The 18,081-nt window shown below is 70.9% G+C and carries 20 protein-coding genes and 3 tRNA genes; 13 read left to right on the forward strand and 10 right to left on the reverse strand.

The genetic code is table 11. The annotated features are described in order from the left end of the window. Window positions 1-157: 157 nt before the first annotated feature. From OG286_RS18615 to crcB (OG286_RS18630), 4 genes are all read right to left on the reverse strand, one after another. Window positions 158-976: a hypothetical protein gene (locus tag OG286_RS18615; RefSeq protein ID WP_396324642.1), complete on the reverse strand. Its 819-nt coding sequence runs from the start codon at window positions 974-976 to the stop codon at window positions 158-160. Between the two features lie 294 nt (window positions 977-1,270). Further along, window positions 1,271-1,645 carry a fluoride efflux transporter CrcB gene (gene crcB / locus OG286_RS18620; protein WP_396324643.1) on the reverse strand — a complete coding sequence of 125 codons (375 nt, stop codon included), beginning with the start codon at window positions 1,643-1,645 and terminating at the stop codon, window positions 1,271-1,273. Continuing rightward, window positions 1,642-2,022 carry a DUF190 domain-containing protein gene (locus tag OG286_RS18625; RefSeq protein ID WP_405365511.1) on the reverse strand — a complete coding sequence of 127 codons (381 nt, stop codon included), beginning with the start codon at window positions 2,020-2,022 and terminating at the stop codon, window positions 1,642-1,644. Before OG286_RS18625 ends, crcB (OG286_RS18620) begins: the two co-directional genes overlap by 4 nt. Then, window positions 2,019-2,531 (reverse strand): fluoride efflux transporter CrcB, encoded by a 513-nt coding sequence (crcB, locus tag OG286_RS18630; protein WP_396324646.1) that lies wholly within the window; start codon window positions 2,529-2,531, stop codon window positions 2,019-2,021. The genes OG286_RS18625 and crcB (OG286_RS18630) overlap by 4 nt, the downstream gene beginning before the upstream one ends. A 70-nt stretch (window positions 2,532-2,601) precedes the next feature. Here crcB (OG286_RS18630) and OG286_RS18635 point away from each other — a divergent pair, with 70 nt between their 5' ends. The 6 genes from OG286_RS18635 to OG286_RS18660 all read left to right on the forward strand — a co-directional run bounded on the left by OG286_RS18635 (window position 2,602) and on the right by OG286_RS18660 (window position 6,112). Beyond that, the gene (locus OG286_RS18635; RefSeq protein ID WP_396324753.1) at window positions 2,602-2,943 is read left to right on the forward strand and encodes a metallopeptidase family protein; all 342 of its coding nucleotides are present in this window, start codon (window positions 2,602-2,604) and stop codon (window positions 2,941-2,943) included. A gap of 127 nt (window positions 2,944-3,070) precedes the next feature. Further along, window positions 3,071-3,143, forward strand: a tRNA-Glu gene (locus OG286_RS18640). Window positions 3,144-3,210: 67 nt separating this feature from the next. Continuing rightward, window positions 3,211-3,284: transfer RNA gene (locus tag OG286_RS18645), tRNA-Asp, on the forward strand. Window positions 3,285-3,311: 27 nt separating this feature from the next. Next, window positions 3,312-3,385: transfer RNA gene (locus tag OG286_RS18650), tRNA-Phe, on the forward strand. Between the two features lie 442 nt (window positions 3,386-3,827). After that, window positions 3,828-4,943, forward strand: a complete 1,116-nt coding sequence (locus tag OG286_RS18655) for an ImmA/IrrE family metallo-endopeptidase (protein WP_405365513.1) — start codon at window positions 3,828-3,830, stop codon at window positions 4,941-4,943. Then, on the forward strand, window positions 4,940-6,112 hold the full coding sequence (locus OG286_RS18660; protein ID WP_405365515.1) for a hypothetical protein: 1,173 nt from the start codon (window positions 4,940-4,942) through the stop codon (window positions 6,110-6,112). Before OG286_RS18655 ends, OG286_RS18660 begins: the two co-directional genes overlap by 4 nt. A 33-nt stretch (window positions 6,113-6,145) precedes the next feature. Here the strand turns inward: OG286_RS18660 and OG286_RS18665 are convergent, their stop codons facing one another. Continuing rightward, on the reverse strand, window positions 6,146-6,757 hold the full coding sequence (locus OG286_RS18665) for a hypothetical protein (RefSeq protein ID WP_405365517.1): 612 nt from the start codon (window positions 6,755-6,757) through the stop codon (window positions 6,146-6,148). On the opposite strand from OG286_RS18665, the gene OG286_RS18670 reads away from it, so the two are divergent. Continuing rightward, window positions 6,756-7,103, forward strand: a complete 348-nt coding sequence (locus tag OG286_RS18670; RefSeq protein WP_405365519.1) for a hypothetical protein — start codon at window positions 6,756-6,758, stop codon at window positions 7,101-7,103. The genes OG286_RS18665 and OG286_RS18670 overlap by 2 nt on opposite strands. 238 nt (window positions 7,104-7,341) lie before the next feature. Here the strand turns inward: OG286_RS18670 and OG286_RS18675 are convergent, their stop codons facing one another. The 3 genes from OG286_RS18675 to OG286_RS18685 all read right to left on the reverse strand — a co-directional run bounded on the left by OG286_RS18675 (window position 7,342) and on the right by OG286_RS18685 (window position 10,026). Then, window positions 7,342-8,550 (reverse strand): tyrosine-type recombinase/integrase, encoded by a 1,209-nt coding sequence (locus OG286_RS18675; protein WP_405365521.1) that lies wholly within the window; start codon window positions 8,548-8,550, stop codon window positions 7,342-7,344. Then, entirely contained in the window at window positions 8,550-8,738 is a 189-nt protein-coding gene (locus OG286_RS18680) for a helix-turn-helix domain-containing protein (RefSeq protein WP_030459204.1), read from the reverse strand. The genes OG286_RS18675 and OG286_RS18680 overlap by 1 nt, the downstream gene beginning before the upstream one ends. Window positions 8,739-9,396: 658 nt before the next feature. Continuing rightward, window positions 9,397-10,026: a helix-turn-helix domain-containing protein gene (locus tag OG286_RS18685; protein WP_405365523.1), complete on the reverse strand. Its 630-nt coding sequence runs from the start codon at window positions 10,024-10,026 to the stop codon at window positions 9,397-9,399. Window positions 10,027-10,654: 628 nt separating this feature from the next. Between OG286_RS18685 and OG286_RS18690 the strand changes: the two genes are divergently transcribed. The 6 genes from OG286_RS18690 (at window position 10,655) to OG286_RS18715 (ending at window position 16,857) form a co-directional block, all read left to right on the forward strand. Further along, window positions 10,655-11,701 (forward strand): hypothetical protein, encoded by a 1,047-nt coding sequence (locus tag OG286_RS18690; RefSeq protein ID WP_405365525.1) that lies wholly within the window; start codon window positions 10,655-10,657, stop codon window positions 11,699-11,701. Window positions 11,702-11,781: 80 nt separating this feature from the next. Further along, complete coding sequence (locus tag OG286_RS18695; RefSeq protein WP_405366064.1) at window positions 11,782-12,411, forward strand: ATP-binding protein; 630 nt, start codon at window positions 11,782-11,784, stop codon at window positions 12,409-12,411. Between the two features lie 105 nt (window positions 12,412-12,516). Continuing rightward, complete coding sequence (locus tag OG286_RS18700; protein WP_405365527.1) at window positions 12,517-13,464, forward strand: DUF2637 domain-containing protein; 948 nt, start codon at window positions 12,517-12,519, stop codon at window positions 13,462-13,464. Between the two features lie 450 nt (window positions 13,465-13,914). After that, window positions 13,915-14,487: a plasmid mobilization protein gene (locus OG286_RS18705; RefSeq protein WP_405365529.1), complete on the forward strand. Its 573-nt coding sequence runs from the start codon at window positions 13,915-13,917 to the stop codon at window positions 14,485-14,487. Beyond that, window positions 14,484-16,244 (forward strand): hypothetical protein, encoded by a 1,761-nt coding sequence (locus OG286_RS18710; protein WP_405365531.1) that lies wholly within the window; start codon window positions 14,484-14,486, stop codon window positions 16,242-16,244. Before OG286_RS18705 ends, OG286_RS18710 begins: the two co-directional genes overlap by 4 nt. 280 nt (window positions 16,245-16,524) lie before the next feature. After that, window positions 16,525-16,857 (forward strand): hypothetical protein, encoded by a 333-nt coding sequence (locus tag OG286_RS18715; RefSeq protein WP_405365533.1) that lies wholly within the window; start codon window positions 16,525-16,527, stop codon window positions 16,855-16,857. A gap of 63 nt (window positions 16,858-16,920) precedes the next feature. Here the strand turns inward: OG286_RS18715 and OG286_RS18720 are convergent, their stop codons facing one another. Further along, window positions 16,921-17,334: an NUDIX hydrolase gene (locus OG286_RS18720; RefSeq protein WP_405365535.1), complete on the reverse strand. Its 414-nt coding sequence runs from the start codon at window positions 17,332-17,334 to the stop codon at window positions 16,921-16,923. 53 nt (window positions 17,335-17,387) lie between these two features. Continuing rightward, a complete protein-coding gene (locus OG286_RS18725) occupies window positions 17,388-18,035 on the reverse strand; it encodes an L-threonylcarbamoyladenylate synthase (RefSeq protein WP_405366065.1) in 648 nt (215 codons plus the stop codon). Window positions 18,036-18,081 lie beyond the last annotated feature (46 nt).

Raw genomic sequence — 18,081 nt, forward strand, 5'->3', positions numbered from 1 at the left:
GTTCTGTTTCACAACCGCCTCTATGCGGTCAGCCACGGATCGCCGGAACGCGCCAAGGGCGCCAGATGGGAATAGGGCGCCAGTCAAATGAATCAAACGAACGATCTACCACCATAGGCGAGCCTAGGGATCGGAGGCAAATGCGCTGGCCAGGCTGCTAATGCCCGCCCGCGCCCGGGCTCGGGGCCGAAGATCCGGAGCTTGTGGTGGAGGGTTCCGTGGTCGGCGGGACGGTCGCGGCGGGCGTGGTGTGACCGGGATCGGGGGTGCCGGACGGCCACCCGGTCGGGCTCGCCGCCGGGCTGGTGGCCGCGCCACCGCCGGAGTGCCCCCCGCCCGCACCGCCGGCCGTGCCGGCGCTCGAACCGGACCCGCCGGACCCGCCGACGCCGCCCGTAGCACCGGCGCCACCGGCCGCCCCGCCGCCCGACGAGCCGCCACCCGGTTGGGGTGCGGTGCCGGCGCTCACGCCCCCGGCAGCCCCGTTCGCGCCGGGGGCGACCTCACCGGGTGCTACGTCCGGCAGTGCACCCGCGCCGTCGGTCGCGCCGTTCACACCGTTCGCGCCGGGGGACGCCGCACCCGGCGCGGAGGTCAGGCCCGCCCCCGGCGCGCTCTCCGTCTGCGCGCCCCCCGTGCGCTCCGGTCGCCCGGACGCACCACCCTGGTGGGCGCCGCCGCTCGGCGCGGCCGACCCGCCGCCCGCGGACTTGCCCGGCGTCCCGGCCTGGCCGACCGGCACCGCGCCGTGCTTCTCGTCCGCCGCAGGCCCCACCGACATGCAGCCGGTCAGGCCGAGACCGGCCACCGCCAGCACCGCCGCCGCCCGGACCACACCGTTGCGCACGGCCACCGCCCGCGGCTCGGCCTCCCGGACCGCGACCGCCCGCACCACCGCGGGACGGCCCTCCCGGGCGCCCACCTCGCGCACCGAACGCACCGCGCCCACCTTGCGCACCGCACGCACCGAACGCACCGAAGCCACCGCACGCACCGCACGCATTGCCGCCACCGCGATCCCTCTCCCGCCGCCCCACCCGGGCCACCCACCGGCCGCCCTACCGCGCCCGGCACTTCCGGTGCCCAACGCGCGCCCGGGGCAGCGGGACACGGGCACCCCGCCGGGAAGCACCCGGGGGCCGTCCGGCCGGAGCCATTCCGGCGGCACGAAGCCCCGCACGCCGCCCGGACCCGCAGACCCCCGGCACCGCCGGGCGGGGCGCCCCGCAGACCCCCCGCACCCGCCCGACCCGGGACCGGGCGGCGCCACTCAGCCCCAGAGCGCCGAGGCCAGCCCCGCCCCCGCGTAGACCGCCGCCAGCCCCACCGCAACGCTGCCCGCCGCATTGGCCACCGCGTACCGTCCGGCCCCGCTCTCGGCCAGCCGCAACGTCTCGTACGAGAAGGTCGAGTACGTGGTCAGCGCCCCGCAGAACCCCGTCCCGAGCAGCAGTTGGACCTGCGAGGACGCCGCGCCGGCCGCCACCGCCCCGGTCACCAGCCCGAGCACCAGGCAGCCGACCGCGTTCACGGCGAAGGTCCCCCACGGGAAGACCGAGTCGTGCCGGGACTGCACCGCCCGGTCGGTCAGGTAGCGCAGCGGCGCGCCGACCACCGCCCCGGCCAGCACCAGCAGCCAGTTCACTCCGCGGCCCCCGCCCCTGACGCCGTGCCCTCGTCGGACCGGCCCCGCCCCACGTACCGGATCACCTCGCACGGATCGAGCACCACCAGCCCCTCCGCCACCAGCTCGTCCAGCTCCGGCAGGAAGGCCCGCACCCGCTCCTCGGTGTCCACGACCACCACCGCCACCGGCAGGTCCTCGCTCATCGACAGCAGCCGCGCCGTGTGCACCAGCGAGGACGCCCCGAACCCCTCGATCCCCCGGAAAACGCTCGCCCCCGCCAGCCCCGCGGCCCGCGCGCGGTGCACGATCTCGCTGTACAGCGGGCGGTGGTGCCAGCGGTCGTTCTCGCCGACCAGCACGGTCAGCCGCAGCGCGGGCCCGGTCAGCCTGGTCATCGCTTCTCCCTCGCCCCACGCAGGATCAGACGCCGCGCCAGCCCGGCCGCCGCCCAGACCGCGGCCAGCGCCGCCACCGGCGTCAGCCCCAGATAGGCCAGCCCGACCCCGGGCCGGCCCTCCACCAGCAGCCGCCGGGTGTCCACCGCGTACGTCGAGAACGTGGTGAACCCGCCCAGCACGCCCGTCCCGAAGAACGGCCGCAGCAGCGGATGCGCCGGCCGCCCCTCGGTGATCGCCACCAGGAAGACCCCGATCACCGCGCAGCCCACCACGTTCACCACCAGCGTGGTCCACGGAAACGCCGTCGGCGCGTCCGGCCGGAGCAGCCCGGCTCCGTACCGGGCCGACGCCCCGATCGCCCCGCCCAGCGCCACCACCGCCACGGCCGGGCCCTGCCCCCGCAGCACCGGTGGCCGCCGCCGCACGGCCGGCGCGGGCTCCACCCGCAGCGTGCCGCCCACCGCGCTTCCCGCCGCGCCGCTCGCCGCGCCGTCCGATGTCGTCATAAGCCCATGAAACACCGGCCCCGACTGCCTGGCACACCGTCACCCCAGACCCGACAATGATCCGGTGGAGATGACCCGGGAAGAGTTCGAGACGCTGGTCAGCGACGCCCTCGACCAGATTCCCCCGCAGCTCGCGGCCATGATGGACAACGTCGCCGTCTTCGTCGAGGACGAACCCGACCCCGCCGACCCCGAACTGCTCGGCCTCTACGAGGGCACCCCCCTCACCGAACGCGGTGAGTGGTACGCCGGCGTCCTCCCCGACCGGATCATCGTCTACCTGGGTCCGACCCTGCGGCACTGCGAAACCCGCGAGCAGGTGGTGGCCGAGGTCCGCACCACCGTCATCCACGAGGTCGCCCACCACTTCGGGTTCGACGACCACGAACTCGACGAGCTCGGCTGGTCCTGAACACCTCCTGAAGACCAGCGCCCACCGGCACCCGCCCGGTCGGCCGAAACCCGTTTTGGCGTTCGGCTCGCCATCCCATATGCTTCTCGACGTCCCCGAACGCCGGAAACGGCGGGACAGGCCGCAAGCCCTCATCGTCTAGTGGCCCAGGACGCCGCCCTTTCAAGGCGGTAGCACGGGTTCGAATCCCGTTGGGGGCACGCAGTACCGTAGTACCCGTAGTAAAGTGCAGTGCCGCAAGACCTACTGTGGAGAAATTCCACACCAGGTCCCGTGGAGCAGTTGGTTAGCTCGCCACCCTGTCAAGGTGGAGGTCGCGGGTTCAAGTCCCGTCGGGATCGCTCGTCTCGCAAGAGACGGTGTAGTACGGCCAGGTAGCTCAGTTGGTACGAGCGTCCGCCTGAAAAGCGGAAGGTCGCCGGTTCGACCCCGGCCCTGGCCACATAGCCTGACCAGCAAAAAGCCTCCGAGCGCATCGCGCTGCGGGGGCTTTTTCGCGCCGATTGACGCCAACGCTGACGCCAACGGCTCCGAATCCCAGGAAATCCAGGCACTCCAGGGAAACGAGCAACCCACCAGGGGGACGTGATGTCCGTCACGTCTCGCCGCGAGCGCCCCTTCCCTCCAGCCAGCAGACGGTGAACGTCGCCAGGCGCGCGGAAGCAAGGCCGTCACGATGAACGCAAGACTGCGGCCCTACCTTCGAGATCGACGCCACTCTCGCTCGGCAAGCGCCCATCGGTCCACGACTCGGCAACCGCCGATCTTTACTGAGCTCCCACCTGACGCAGCCATGCCATTTACCCCATCACGCTGCTGACCTCCGCATACAGGACGGAATATTTCGTGCTACTGTTTCGAGGGATGATCCGGAGGTGGAACCTGTGAGTGAGGACCTGCAAGTGCAGCCAGGGATGCTTGCATTGTTGCGCGAATCCCGTGGGCTGACGCAGGCCGAGCTCGCACGAGCGATGACGAAGGCGTCAGTGGATGGCTCCACGCCTGTCTCTCAGGGATACGTCAGCCGCGCCGAGAAGGGGCAGCTGACCGTGACCGGGGAGCGGCTCGAGCTCTATGCCGCCGCACTGGGCTACCCGGCAGAGCTGCTGGCCGTAGACCCAGAGGTAGCGGGTGTCGGCGTCGGGCTGGTGCATCATCGCAAGCGTGCGTCGCTGTCCGCTCCGGCCCTTCGCCGCATCCACGCACAGCTCGGGCTGACGCGTTACCAGGTATCCCGTCTTGAGGAACTCGCAGGCCGACGCCCGAGTCAGCTGTCGGTGCCCCGCATCGAGGTGGACGACGAGCTTAGTCCCCGGGATGCGGCCCGCGAGGTCCGTCGGCTCTGGTCGCTGCAACCGGGACCGGTCGACAACTTGATTCTCGTGCTCGAGGAAGCCGGCTGCCTGGTGGTCACTGTGGATCTCGACAGCGACCTACTTGATGCGGCCAGCCAGTGGCCCAAAGGGCAGGATCCGCTGCTACTGCTCAACTCGCGTGCACCGGGGGGCCGCTGCCGTTTCAGCGTCGCTCACGAGCTGGGACATCTGGTGATGCACGGGACGCCCGGAGCCGGCACCAAGCAGGAGAAGGAAGCCGATGCCTTTGCCTCTGAGTTCCTGATGCCTGCCGCTGACATCCGCAGCGCCTTCAAGAGCCAGGTTGACCTGGCCCGCCTCGCCGGGCTCAAGAGCGTGTGGAAGGTGTCGATGGCCGCGCTGCTGCGTCGCGCCTTCCAGCTCGGCGCACTGTCCGAATGGAACTATCGCACATTGACGATAGAGATGTCGGCACTGGGCTACCGCACCGCCGAGCCGGTCGAGATCGCCCGCGAACAGCCCGGCCGCGTACCCGACGTGGTCCGACGCCTCCTTGGCGAGTGCGGAATGAACATCGCCGAGGCGGCAGCCTGTGCTCGGCTGCTGCCGGAGGATTTCCAACGCCTGTACGTCGAGGCCGCTTGCATGTCGTCTCTGTCTCCCAGCCTGAAGGTGAGGCCATGATCGACCCGGTTTCCGTGCCCGCTTCTCTCATGTCAGACGCTCTGGCCAGCGCAGTTGGAGCGCCAGAGCACAAGAACGCACCTGTCGCTCATCCGCTGTCAGGCCGGATCATGCTGCAGATCCGCAGCAACAGCGCCGACGCGGTCCTCGGACAGCTGGACCAGGGCAGGTCGGGCCTGGTCCTGTCAGGAAGGGGTGCGGTCAAGAAGGCGGCTGGGCTTCGCTACCAAGGCTATGCAGGGACGATACTTGTCGACCCTGCGGTCTACGAAGGTGCCTACGCGAGCGAGGACGCCCCATTCCCCGAGGTGGACAGCGACACGCTGGCGTTCGGGGACCCCTTGGGGCAGGCCGTCTTCGACCAGACGGCGGCCCGCGCGAGCGCCGTTCTGACCCCGACCGGATACATCCGTGCCGAAGATTCCGGTGCCCTCAAGGCCGCGGTGAATGCGGTGCTAGCCCTCGATGACCCGCGCCTGGTCCTCACGGTCCCGATCGACGTCATGTGGCTGTCCGACGAGACCCTCCCACAGCTGATCCGGTGGCTGAGCAAGGTCCCCAATCCCAAGGCGGTGATCCTCGGCGGTCAGAAGGACCCCTTGGGTCGGTTCAAGCAGGCAGTTCCGAACCTGTGCACGCTCATGCGCGAGGTCCCCAGCGCCGGACTTCTGCGAACCGACCTGGCGGCATTCGGTGCGATGGCCCAGGGAGCCGACTTCACCGCCTTCGGGGCCAGCAGCTCTCTGCGGCACACGGTCCCGCCGGACGAGCCCGCGGAACGCAGCCCCTTCAACGCCAAGTCCCCGCACGTCCTGTTCCCCGAACTGATGCGCTTCTTCCTCGGGTCCACCATTGCTTCCAAGTTCGCCGCCAAGCCCGCCCCCGTGTGCCAGTGCGCCGCTTGTGGTGGCAGGCCGCTGGACGCCTACCCGGACCGCACCAACCCGCGCACCGGCATGGCTTCAGCTCACAACGTCGCCGTGCTCATGGAGTGGCAGCGCACGCTCTCCGCTATCGAACCCGGTCCGGCCCAGGCCCTTTGGTGGAAGCAGCGCTGTCAAGAGGCACTCGCCCGCTACGACCTGGTTAACGCAGCCATCGACCAGCCCCGCGCCTTCAAGCCGGATGCCCAGCTGACCCGCTGGGCCGACCTGGACTTGGACGGGTGAGCCAGACTTCCTGGCTGGACGGCTGACTGCAGGTCAGGTGAGCTGCGCGTATAGCTGCTCAATGAACTGCCACGCCGCAGCCGTGTGCCGCTCGGGCCTGTAGGGGCGTGGCTCCAACAACATCTCCACATTGTCCCCGGTGCCGACGAGGATGCCGATGCCGTAGAACGAGGCTTCCATCATGACCTCGTCGATCTGGGTGGGCGCACGTTCCAACAGCATTGCCCGACGGCAGTAGGGGGCGAACCGACCCGCGAGTTCCAAGCCACGACGCCAGTTCGAGACCTTCACGACGGCGAGGTCCAGCGACAGGGGGCGAACCGCGTGGCGCAGGACCATGCGCTGGTCCCGGTGCGCGACCCATGACGGCAAGGACCGGATGCGCTTGCGCTCCTCATTCGGGATCGATGCAAGCGGTACCGCCTCCCCGACTGGCAGCTCCATCAGGGTCTCCAGCGTGGCCCAGCTGTCGATCTGTGATGCCGAGGACCTGCGGCGACGCCGGTGCTCTCTCTCGTCGAGCCGGTAGAACAGCAGGGCCTGCGTACCCAAGACCGAGGTGAGCGAGGTTTTGCAGTTCGGCGCAAGGAGATCGGCGGACGCCGCTCGTACTGGGCCGACTGCTGGGCTCACCATGGTCATCATGTCCTCCAGCCTGCCGTATGCCCCGATCGCTGCAACCGGCGACCCGGGCCTATCCAACTGCTACCACCGCGACGGTGTCCGGCAATCGCTCCAACAGTTCGCGCGCCGCGTTCCACCACGCCGGATCGCCGGCGCGCCGGTACCAACGGCGCCGGTCGCCGACCGCCCTTGCCGCTCGCGTGACCAGGCCAAGCTCGATAAGCGCACGTACGGGGGCGTGATAGGCGCTGGCGGGTGCCCCGAGAAGAGCTGCCAGATCACCGAGGCACACCCCGCGCTCATCCGCGGAGGTGGCCAGGGCCAGGAGCAGCTCAGCCCGATAGCGGTTCCCAAAAACGCGGGCTGACGCCTCTCGAAGCTGGGTCTGCTGCGCCATCGTCACTCGACAGATGATTCATGATTTATGAATCATCTGTCAAAGGGCGTTTCTGGCTCCGCGAGGTACTTCTTGAGCCGGTGAGGCTGCCGGGCGCGGGGACCCAGGACAGGGGCCGACGGCCGCTTGGGACGCCGATGGCCGGCGACCCCCAGTGAACAAGGGCTTTGCCGACCACCGGACCGATGGCCAAGGGGAACAGCAGAGACTAGGAGAGAGCCTCCCCAAGGCGGCTCAGCGCCTTGAGCCGTTCGCCGAGCGAGGCGTGGGCGTAGACCTTCATGGTCACGCCGACGTCGCTGTGGCCGGCGATCTCCCGGACGATGTGCGGGGGCACGCCGAGGTCGAGCAGCAGGGTGATGCAGGTGTGGCGGAGGTCGTGGAAGCGGAGGTCGTCCAGGCCGAGGCGCCCGCGGACCGCGTGCCAGCTGCGGCGCAGGTTGTCCGGCTCGTACGGGGTGCCGATCCGGGACGGGAAGACGAGGTCGTTCTCCTGCCAGTCCATGCCGGCGGCGGCGCGTTCGACGGCCTGACGCTCCCGGTGGTCCACCAGGGCGGCGAGGACCGGCGCGGGCAGCGGCAGGGTGCGCTCGGAGGACAGCGTCTTGGGCAGGACGAGTCGCAGCTCACCGTCGACCCGCTGAAGGTTGGTGCTCACCGTGAGGGCCCCGCGCTCCAGGTCGACGGAACTCCAGCGCAGGCCGAGCAGCTCACCCCGGCGCATGCCGAGCATCAGCGCGAGCACGTACAGGGTGTGCAGGCGGTGGCCGCTCAGCTCCTTGAGCACGAGCTTGGCCTGAGCGGTGGTCAGGCCCTTGCCGATCCGGTAGTCGGGCGCGGGGACCTTCACGAGCTTGGCCACGTTCTTGTGGATCAGCTCCTCCCGGACGGCATGCTCCAGCGCGTTGCGGAGCACGGCGTGCACGGACTGGATCATCCGCGCGGACAGCAGCCGCTTGCAGCACTCGCCTGCGGCACAGCAGATCGGCTTGGGCCGCTGCGCGTCCCAGCCGCCCTTGCAGCACTGGCACTCGGCGCGCACCCGGTTCAGCCAGACGCGGACCTCCTGGGCCCGCAGGTCGCGCAGCCGCTTGGTACCGAGGCCGGGTATGAGGTGGACTCGGGCCACGCTCTCGTAGCCCTGGTAGGTCTTGGGCCGGCGGTTGGGCAGGACCTCCTCCGCGAGCCAGTAGTTGAGGTACTGGCCGACGTTGGAGTCGGTGTCGGGCAGCGGGATGCCGTTGATGGCGTCGGCCTGCAGCTCGACGAGGGCGTTGTGGACCTCGTCCCAGGTCTTGCCGTAGATGGAGACCCGCTTGCGGAGGCCGGAAGTGGTGATCACGTAGGCGCGGCCGTGGTAGCGGCCGTCCTTGCGCAGGGTGATGCTGCCCGCGCCGTTGGGGTTGCGCTTGGCCATCAGGCTGCCACCTCCGCGAGCTCGGCGACGAACGTCCGGACGGCGGCGGCCGGGACGCGGCGGGAACGGCCGATGGTCACCGAGGGCAGGCGGCGGGTGCGGATGAGGTCGTAGACGGTGGAGCGGCCGAGCTGGAGCTGGGCCATGACGTCCGGGATGGTCAGCAGGAGCTGCTCGTGCGGGGCCATGGGCTCGGCCGCGCCCGCCGAAGCAGCGACAGGTGCGGAGACGAGGACCGGACCGCCGAGCGAGCCGGCGGCTTCGGCGGAGGTGAGCGACGGCAGCGCCGGGACCTTCGGCGAAGCAACGATCGAGAGTGCCATGCTAGGGACAGGACCCTTCAGTTGGCGGGCGCGCGAGCGCCCAGGTGCGGAGGGATCTGGCCCGGCAGGGGCGAAGGTTTGGCGACCGCACGCCTCTGCCGGGAACAGGAGAGAAGTCCCGACCTGCCCGGTGCGGGGCGGCGGGTGACTGGGAAGAAGCTGTCGGCCCGAAGGCGGCACCGGGACGTGGTCACCGGCGACAGCGTGGATGGACCGTCAGATCGGTCTGTGGGCCGCGCTCGCGGCGGGCATGGCGGGAGCAGCGAGACGGCCGAGGGCACCCTCGACCTGGGCCGGGCCAGTGGCAGTCTGGCCGGCGGCATGGCGACGCGTGGACAGCACGCGGTTCCTTCCCCGGTGGTTGGTGGGCGGCAACCCGGCACCGTGGTTGATCGTCGTGGATGGGCGTTTTGCGCGGTTGGTAGCCGCAGCGGGGTGTGACAGTAGCTCTGGATTCCGGCCGCACCAAATGGCAGGGCAACGGCCGAGGGGTGTGCCGATTGGTCGGCGAGGTGTGGACTCCCTACTGGGCGCTCTCGGAGGACTCCAGATAGGCGAATTCATCAGGCAGCGCGGGGGGCACGACCTCCTGTTCGCGCATGCGAGCGCGCCAGTCGCGGAGCGCCTGGATGTCCTGCGCGTGGATCCTGTCGAACTCGGCGACCATGCGAAGGAACTTCGCTCGGTGCTCGGGGTCTCTGGCCAGCGCCGCCTCGCGACGCTTCTCCTCGCCCATCTGGCGGCTGCGCGACGCGACCATGACGAGGATGCCGTGTTCCCGGAACATGTTGAGCAGCGTCTGCGCGGGCGACTCGGGGGCCTCCCATAGCTCACCAGTCACCCAGGCCACCGCGTCCCACATCGACACCTCCCGCCCCGGCAGCATCTCGATGGCGGGGGCGGTGCCGAGAGGGAAGAGCATGGTGATCGGGGGCACGCCGAGGACCTCGGCCAGGACGAGGAACTCGGCAAGATCGACACTCGCCCGCCGGCCGCTCTCGAGGTTGGCGATCACGGTGCGCGGGATCGGGTACCCGAGCGCGGCGCAAGCGTCGGTGACGTCCTGGGCGCTCAGGCCGAGCTCCTTGCGCCGCGCTCGAAGAGCGTCGGCCACGCGGGCTGTCACCTTGGACGGCCAGTCGGTCTGTGTCATGGATGCAAAAGTAGCCATGATTGTGTGTCGCCGCAAGTCCGTGGTAGGGATTGGGGCACCTACTTCCGACCCGCAGAACGAGGTGAACCCATGAGCACACAGGAAGACCGGCCAGCTGTGTCGCAGGCCGAAGCCGCGGAGGAGTTCCCCAGACCTTCGCGTGGTAGCCGCTTCCGTCGCGCCGGCGCGTAGCCGAGCGGGCTCGCGCCCAAGCGCTGCCGGGAGACCGCGTCGAGCAGCCTCGCGACACCGGGCGGACCGCCCTGTCTGCCGTGAGCGGATGGGGCCACTTCGCGTTGGATCTTCGAGGGGGCTCGACATAGTGTCGAGCTCGCGCCGCCAAGCGGACGGTCGCATCAACGCCCTCTGCACGGCTGGCAGTTGACCAGATCTGCTGCGGCCTCACCGAAGAGGTCGCCCACCTACACCGAGGCCCTCGGTGCTACCAACACCGAGGGCCTCCACGGATCCCCTAAACCGCCCATCCACGACGATCGACCGCGGTGACCGGATTGCCGTCCGAAATGTCACCGGGGAAGGAATCTCCGTGCCCAAGCGTACGACGCCGCGTGCCGCCAGCGCACGCCTTGTCTCGCACGCCTTCTCCCCGAAGGCGGGGTGGTAGGCCATGGCGCGCATCCGCACCATCAAGCCCGAGTACCCCGTCTCGGAGGACCTCGCCTCGGTCTCCCTGACCGCCGAGCGCACGTTCGTCTGCCTGCTCACCCAGGCCGACGACGAGGGACGTCACCGCGACAACGCGGCCGTCCTCAACGGCGCCCTGTGGTCGCTGCGGCCCGAGCACACCGCGCTCGACACCGAGGACGAGCTTCGCCAACTCGCCGAGACCGGCCTGATCTGCCGGTACACCGGCTGCGACGGCCGCCAGTACCTCCACGTCACCAAGTGGCACGAGCACCAGAAGATCTCCCACCCCACTGCCTCGCGCCTGCCCTCCTGCCCCGTCCACGAGCCCGTCGGCTGGTGCGGCAAGTGCAAGGCCAAGGGCAAGGGCTGCGCGCACCCGGCTCCGGAGAACTTCCGGAGCCTTCCGGAACCGCTCGCGACCCTCGCGGAGACCGTCCCCGCCCAACGGCCCCTCTCCGCCGACCCCGATCCCACCCCCGCAGTCGCCCTCCCGGTGCCCAACGCGGCAGCTCCGAGCGAAAGTGCAGGTCAGACGCCTTCTCCGGAGTCCCTCCGGAGGACTCCGGAGAACGTCGTGCCTGGACCATGGACCTTGGACCATGGATCTACCCCTAAAGGGGGCGGCGCCGCCGCGCCCACCCCGGCACCCTCGTCGCCAGCACCTGACCGGGACGGCCCGGTCCTGGTCGCCGCGCCCACCGGCAAGCCGTCGGTGAACGCGGGTGACCTGGTGGCCGAGTACGTCGCCACCTGCCCGAAGCCGGTACCGGCAGGCGTGCGCGGGCACCTCGGCAAGGTCATCAAGGACCTGCTCGACGGCGGCACCAGCGACGACGACATCCGCGCCGGACTGCGGCTGTACGCGGCGAAGCCGATGAGCCCGAGCGTGCTGCCGAGCATGGTCCACGAGGCGATCAACGCCCAGCCCGCCGCGCCCTCCCGCGCCGGGCACGGAGCCGCCCGCGCGCCGTACCAGCCCTTCACCAACCCGGCCGACGCCCGCGACTACTACGAGGGGGACCTGTGACCAGCCTGCCCAACCCCCGCCGCACGGACGAGCGTCGCGACCCGCAGTCGGCCTCCGGCGCCGTCCTGCGCCTGGAGCAGATGCTGGCCGCCAAGGGTATCGCCCCCGACCGGCCGCTGCCCGACACCGACCAGCCCTCCACCGCGCTGGAGCTCGCCGACCGCCGCATCCCGCCGCGCTACCGCCTCGCCGAAGCCGACCACCCCGAGGTCACCACCTGGGTCCAGCAGGTCACCCTGGCCAGCCGACCCGGCCCCGGCGGCACCCCGGGCATCGCCCAGGGGCCCTCGCTCCTGATCGCCGGACCCACCGGCTCCGGCAAGACCCACCAGGCGTACGGGGCGATCCGCAGCCTGCTGAAGGCCGGTGTCCGTCTGCGCTGGACCAAGCTCACCGCCACCGAGCTGTACGCCTCCCAGCGACCCCGTCAGGGCACGGACACCGAGCGGGATATGCGCGATCTGATGACCAGCCCGCTGCTGGTCCTCGACGACCTCGGCGCCGCCAAAGCGTCCGAGTGGACCGAGGAACTCACCCTGCGGCTGGTCGACCACCGCTACGAGCACCTGCTCCCGACGATCTTCACCACCAACCTGGCGCCCGGCGATATCAAGAACGCCCTCGGCGACCGCACCGCCTCCCGCCTCGCCGAGATGTGCGAACGCGCCATCCTCACCGGCACCGACCGCCGCAGGCGAACCGCCGCCTGACCGGCGCCGGTGCCGGGTGCGCCGGCCTTCCCGAACTTCACCCCGCCATCGCCTCGCCGCTTCGCCACGCCCGCCTGCGGCGAGGCCGCCCCTGGAGCACCACTCTTGACCGCCATCGCGATACCCCCTGCCCACACCCCGTCCGCCCGGGTCACCCTCTGGGACCGCCTCGCCGTCGCCCTGCTCGGCGTCCTCGGCTTCGTCCTGTCCTACGACGCCCTGCGGCAGATGGCCGGCGCGACCCACGTGCGCGGCCCGCTCACCTACCTGTTCCCGATCATCGTCGACGGCTTCATCGCCTACGGCGTCCGGGCCCTGCTCGTCCTGCGCGAGGCTCGCTGGTCCGCCCGCGCCTACGCCTGGACGCTCTTCGCCGGGGCGACCGCGACCAGCGTCTGGGCCAATGCCCTGCACGCTGTCCGCCTCAACGAACTGCCCACCACCGGCAGCGGGCTGAGGCTCACCGACACCGTCGTCGGTGTCCTGTCCACCCTCGCCCCGCTCGCCCTCGGCGGCGCCGTCCACCTCTACATCCTGATCGCCCACCACGGCCACGACACCACGACCGCCACCGGTGAGCAGAAGGCCCTTCCGCGCACCGAGACTTCTGCCGACCCGGTGACCGCTGACCCTGAACGGGAACTCCAGCCGGAACGGGTGGAGGACCGCAGCGACGAGAACGCGCTCCTGACGCTCCTGTCCGCCGCCGGACTTCTGCCCGCCGAGTGGCGCGACGCGCTGCCTGACCCCGAACCGGCAGAAGCCGACGACCAACCGGCCGATGACCCGGACACCCGGGCCGAAGCCGCCGACGGTGCAGCTGGGGCGGAGAACAAGCCGATCGGGCGTCCACCGGGCGCGCGGATGGAGCGGCTGCTGGAGGTGGGCCGCGCGGCGGTCGCCGCCCAGGGCCGTCTCACCCGCGCGATCGTCGAACAGGCCGTGCGCGACGCCGGCCTTCCGCTCGGCAGTACCCGCCTCACCGAGCTGATGCGAAAGCTCCGCGAGGAGCAGGCCGACGAGCAGAACCCTCCGCACCCCGAGGGCGACTGACCGGCCTCGGTGTCCGGCTGACCGGCCCGGTCGGTCAGCCGGACACCGACTTCTGCCGACCCACCGCCGCACTCGGCAGAAGGCCACCGCCGCCCGGTCACTGCACCCGGCCGGACTCGACTCGCACCGCAGACACCAGTCCCACCGGCGGTCGGTCCCGGGAAGACCGCGCCTGACACGTCGCCCATACCTGCGACTTCCGGCACGGCCAAACCGGCACCCACCCGGACACTGCCCACCCGCACACTCACCAGCCCGCGAATCGCCAGCCGCCACCGAGGAACGACACGCGTGAACGCCGTCCGACGAACCCTGCACAGCCTGCTCGGGAAGCCTGTAAGCTCCCAGGACCGCAACGGAGTTGACCACCTCCCTGCCCCTGGCGGAGCAAGCGAGTGCGTACGGGGCCCCTACGGGCCCACGTACGCGGATGCCCCCGCCCAGGAGGGCGTGGACGAGCCGGTGCTGCCGAGGGCGGCAGCACCGGAGCTTCACCGCGAGGGCGCGGCGAAGCAGGAGAAGCCCACCGACACGCCGTCCGAGCCCATCGCCGACGTGCTGACGCTCCCCGTTGCCAGCTCTTCCGCGAGCGCCGCACGCCGCGCACAGCGCGCCCCGAAGCGTCGCCGCCGCGACCCCGAGAACCCCTTGCCGAAGAAGGTCGGCTTCCGCTGCACCGAAGCCCAGAAGACGCGCATCGAGCAGCTGGCCGCCGCAGCCGAACTGAACGTTGCCGCCTACCTGGAGCGTAAGGCGCTGGCCGACGACTTCGCCGGCATCACCACCCGCGACGAGCAGTTGGAGCGGGCCATCACAGCACTCGACGCGGCACGCGGCCAGCTGGCGCCGGTCGGCAACAACGCCAACCAGATCGCCTACCGGCTCAACGCCAGCATCGGCGTCGAACCGGGCCCTGCGGCAGCCGTCCTCGACGGGGCTCTGGCCCTGGTCGCCGAGGTCCGGACGGCCGTCGCGGAGGTCGACGCCTCGGCCATGCGCCTGGCGAAGGCGAAGCGCCGATGATCAGCAAGCCCATACGCGGATCCAAGACGCACGGCGCGCTCAAGTACCTCTTCGGTCCCGGCAAGGCCAACGAGCACACCGACCCGCACATCGTCGCGTCCTGGGGCAACTTCGCTCCAGACCCCGGCCGCGACCCGGGCGACCCAGATGCCACCTTGGTCCAGCTCCGCGACGCGCTCGACCTGCACGTCGTCCGCTACGGCAAGCCGGTCACCCAGCACGTCTACCACCGGCCCGTGCGCGCCGACCCGACCGACCGCATCCTCAGCGACGAGGAGTGGGGCACCATCGCCCGCCGGATCGTGGCCGCCTCCGGCATCGCGCCCGAAGACGACCCGAACGGCTGCCGCTGGATCGCCGTGCGCCACGCCGACGACCACATCCACATCCTCGCGACCGTCGTCCGGGCGGACCTGACGCAGGCCCGCCTGCGCGGCGACCAGTACCGCGTCGAGACCGAACTCACGAAGATCGAACGCGAGTACAAGCTCAAGGACCTCTCCGACACCCGCACCCGCGAGTACCGGGACGCAATCCCCAAGCGCGCCAAGGGCAAGGAGCTGCACAAGGCCCAGCGCCTCGGCCGGGAAGGCACCGACCGCGACCGCCTGCGAACCGCCGTACGCCAGGCCCTGGCCGGGGCCACGGACGAGGAGGAGTTCACCGCCCGGCTCGCTGCGAAGGGCGTGCTCCTCGCCGTGCGCCGCGCGCCGTCCGGCGACGTGACCGGCTACAAGTTCGCCCTCCCTAACGGCGACGAGAGCGCGCCGATCTGGTTCTCCGGCAGCAAGCTCGCCTCCGACCTCACCCAGCCGAAGATCCAGGCCCGCTTCACCCTCGGCGTCGACGAACCCGCCTTCCCCACGCCCGACCCCCGCACCTGGCCCGCTGACGGCCGCCACCGGGCCAGCACCACCATCGAACGCGCCTACCCGGCCTTCGAGGACGACCAGGACGCCGCGCGCGCGGAGGCGGTGATCCGAGGCGGCCTCGAAGTCCTCGATACGCTCGCCGCCACCAGCCCCACCCTCACCAGGAAGGAACTCCACCAGGCCGCACGGGCCCTGGAGTACACCCGCACCGCCCACACCCGCGCCGCCGGCGCCGACCTGCGCGCGATGCGCTCCGCCGCCCGCGAACTCCTCCACGCCGGGCCCGCCACCGGCCAGGGCGAGGACGGCACGGCCGCCGCAACGGCCCTGACCAGCCTCGTCCTGCTCGCCATCGTGATCGCCAAGTGGCACGCCGCCCAAGGCCACCGCCACCAGGCCGACGCCGCCCGCACGGCAGCGGACCACCTTCGCGCCGCCTACACCCGGCACGCGGCCAAGCCGATCGCCCACCTCACCCTCGAAGGCCGACTCCTCCCCAAGCCCGACCACGACCGGCAGGCCGACGCCGTCCGCCGCACCCTGCCCGCCGACCAGGCCACCCGGCTCCTCGCCGAGGAGAACTGGGCAGCCCTCGCCGCCACCCTCGCCCAGGCCGAAGCCGCCGGCCACAACCCGACCACCCTGCTCACCAGCGCCGCCGGGCGCCGCGAACTCGCCACCGCCGACTCACCCGCCGCCGTCCTCACCTGGCGCATCCGCCGCGACGCCAACCTCCCCACCCCCGCACCGGCCACAACCCCCGACGAACTGCGCACCAGGGCAGCCCGCGCCCGCACCACCAGCCGCACCACCGGCACACCGGCCACCCCGGTCATCACACCGCCGACGCCGGTCGCCCCCGACCAGGTGCGCCGAACACGCTGACCAACCCAGGTGGGCGGGGCGGAGCCTCCGCCCCGCCCACCAGCCCCCACCAACCAAACCCGCCCACCACGGACGTCACCCGTCAGCCGCCGCCGAAAGCCAAGACCAGCCGAAGCAGACCGCCGGGATTCCCTGCGGAAACCCAGCGGCCGGAGCTCCACAACTACCCTGCAGCACGGTGACGGTGTCGATTCGATGTCCTTCTCACTGGGAGGGATCCATTCCGGCACCGCACGTCGTATGGTCCCTTGCTGCCCCGCCGCCGACCCGAAGGGACCGCATGACCGACTACGACCACGACTTCTACAACCCCGCCCCCGAACCCGCGCGTGCCGTCATCCGCGCCGTCCCGCACCCCGCCGAGCTCAACCCGCGCGGCATCACCATCACCTGCACCGGCTGCGGCGCCCGCCGCGACTGGCTCCTCCTCGCCGTCCACGACCAGATCTTCGTCCGATGCCGCTGCGCCCACGAATGGCCCGAGCCCGACCTCACCCGCGCCGACTTCGACCGGCACTACGTCGAACCCGAGCACGAATGGGACGACTTCGACACCGCCATGAGAGCCCTCGCCTTCGACGGGATGATGGCCGGAGCGATCTGGAACGAGTAGGCCGGGTGCGGGGTCGCTACCGAATCGGTGGCGACCCCGCGGCAAGCATGTCCGGCGGCGCGATTAACCGAGGGACGCGCCGTCCAGGTATGCCTGCACGGGCTCGAAGATCCCGTAGGGCACGTACGCGGGGATCTCAGCAGGAGAGACCCAGGCGAGCTCGGCTACTTCGTCGGGAGCCGCAACCTGCGCCTCTCCGGTCTGGGCCGCGCAGGCTACGTAGAACAGCCGCCGCCCGGTCTTCGGGTGGACACGCTCGCCCAGGAGCCTGACGGCTGCCACGTTCAGGCCGGCTTCCTCCCGGGTCTCACGGACGGCGGCCTGCAACGGCGTCTCCCCGGCCTCGATCTTGCCGGCCGGGAACTGCCAGGACAGCTCCCCCTCGCTGACCAGGCGCCGCACCATCAGCACGCGGCCCTCGTGAACCACGATCGCAGCGGCGATACCGGACACACCGTCGGACGTCTGCTGCGGCACGCCTACTCCTTCCGCGAGAGGTGGCACCGAGATCGGAGCATCGGTGGCTCCGTTCAGGAAAGGATCTCGCGTCCGAGCACCGCTTCGACCGCGCGTTCGTGAACGAGCCCGGCCCGGACGAGGCGTGCGTCAGCTGTCGAGCAGTCGATGATCGTCAGGTGGTTGGCGGCCGGGCAGATGCCGCCGTCCAGGATCACGGTCGCCTTGACGCCCGTGAGGCTCAGGAAGTCGGCAACTTCCTCGGGCGAGATCGCCGGCCCGCGCGCGTCGATGCCCGCGTCCCCGGAGATGTTGACAGTGGTCGCGGCGATGGGCGTGCGGGTCAGCGAGGCCAGCATCCCGAGTGGGCCCGGGGAGTTGGTGACGAGGGCCGGAGTACCGACGGCAGAGTGCCGAGCACCCTCGTCGGCGTCACGCCACGGCAGGAGGAGGGCCAGATCGCCCGGCCAGAATGCCTCCGCCAGCCTGCGGGCCTCGTCGGAGATCACGAAGCGTTGTTCGCAGTCCGCCAGGGACGGGGTGACGAGGACGAGGGACTTGGCGGTGGGCCGCCGCTTGCCTTCGAAGATGCTCCGGCAGGCGGGCGCGTTGGTGGCATCGGCACAGATCATGTACCAGCGCGAGGTGGGGACGATGACCAGCTCGCCGGCTTCGAGGGCGCTGGCGGCTCGGTCGAGCTGGTCGATTGGGATCTGCTGCATGAACACTCCGCTTTCAAGATCGGCGAGTTGGATCAGGTCTGGCTCG

This window comes from Kitasatospora sp. NBC_00039, from assembly GCF_045160625.1.
In the GTDB taxonomy this organism is placed as follows: Bacteria; Actinomycetota; Actinomycetes; order Streptomycetales; family Streptomycetaceae; genus Kitasatospora.